The organism is Plantibacter sp. 2H11-2 (genome assembly GCF_050031945.1).
Classification (GTDB): domain Bacteria; phylum Actinomycetota; class Actinomycetes; order Actinomycetales; family Microbacteriaceae; genus Plantibacter; species Plantibacter auratus.
Genome location: NZ_JBNBBL010000018.1, coordinates 1 through 985, shown reverse-complemented (window position 1 = coordinate 985; position 985 = coordinate 1). Strand labels below are relative to the sequence as shown.

Annotated in this window: 2 protein-coding genes; both read left to right on the top strand. The window is 46.7% G+C overall.

What is annotated here, in order from left to right:
- Positions 1-34: 34 nt before the first annotated feature.
- Positions 35-226 (top strand): TraR/DksA family transcriptional regulator, encoded by a 192-nt coding sequence (locus ACQG07_RS19225; protein ID WP_426739161.1) that lies wholly within the window; start codon positions 35-37, stop codon positions 224-226.
- Positions 223-771: an ead/Ea22-like family protein gene (locus tag ACQG07_RS19220; protein ID WP_426739160.1), complete on the top strand. Its 549-nt coding sequence runs from the start codon at positions 223-225 to the stop codon at positions 769-771. Before ACQG07_RS19225 ends, ACQG07_RS19220 begins: the two co-directional genes overlap by 4 nt.
- Positions 772-985: the final 214 nt, after the last annotated feature.

Sequence of the window (985 nt, the reverse complement as noted above, 5' to 3'; positions counted from 1 at the left end):
ATCTACACGGCTTAATTGTCGTCGGCAGCGTCAGATGTGTATAAGAGACAGCAACACGGCAATAAAAATGCGCCGCCTGAACCACCAGGCTATATCTGCCACTCATTGTTGTGAGTGTGGCGATCCGATAGATGAACGAAGACGCCTGGTCGTTCAGGGTTGTCGGACTTGTGCAAGTTGCCAGGAGGATCTGGAACTTATCAGTAAACAGAGAGGTTCGAAGTGAGCGAAATTAACTCTCAGGCACTGCGTGAAGCGGCAGAGCAGGCAATGCATGACGACTGGGGATTTGACGCAGACCTTTTCCATGAATTGGTAACACCATCGATTGTGCTGGAACTGCTGGATGAACGGGAAAGAAACCAGCAATACATCAAACGCCGCGACCAGGAGAACGAGGATATTGCGCTAACAGTAGGGAAACTGCGTGTTGAGCTTGAAACAGCAAAATCAAAACTCAACGAGCAGCGTGAGTATTACGAAGGTGTTATCTCGGATGGGAGTAAGCGTATTGCTAAACTGGAAAGCAACGAAGTCCGTGAAGACGGAAACCAGTTTCTTGTTGTTCGCCATCCTGGGAAGACTCCTGTTATCAAGCGCTGCACTGGTGACCTGGAAGAGTTTCTGCGGCAGTTAATCGAACAAGACCCGTTAGTAACTATCGACATCATTACGCATCGCTATTACGGGGTTGGAGGTCAATGGGTTCAGGATGCAGGTGAGTATCTGCATATGATGTCTGACGCTGGCATTCGCATCAAAGGAGAGTGAGATCGGTTTTGTAAAAGATAACGCTTGTGAAAATGCTGAATTTCGCGTCGTCTTCACAGCGATGCCAGAGTCTGTAGTGTCAGATGATGACCGTACTCAAACATCGGGTTGAGTATTATCTTACTGTTTCTTTACATAAACATTGCTGATACCGTTTAGCTGAAACGACATACATTGCAAGGAGTTTATAAATGAGTATCAATGAGTTAGAGTC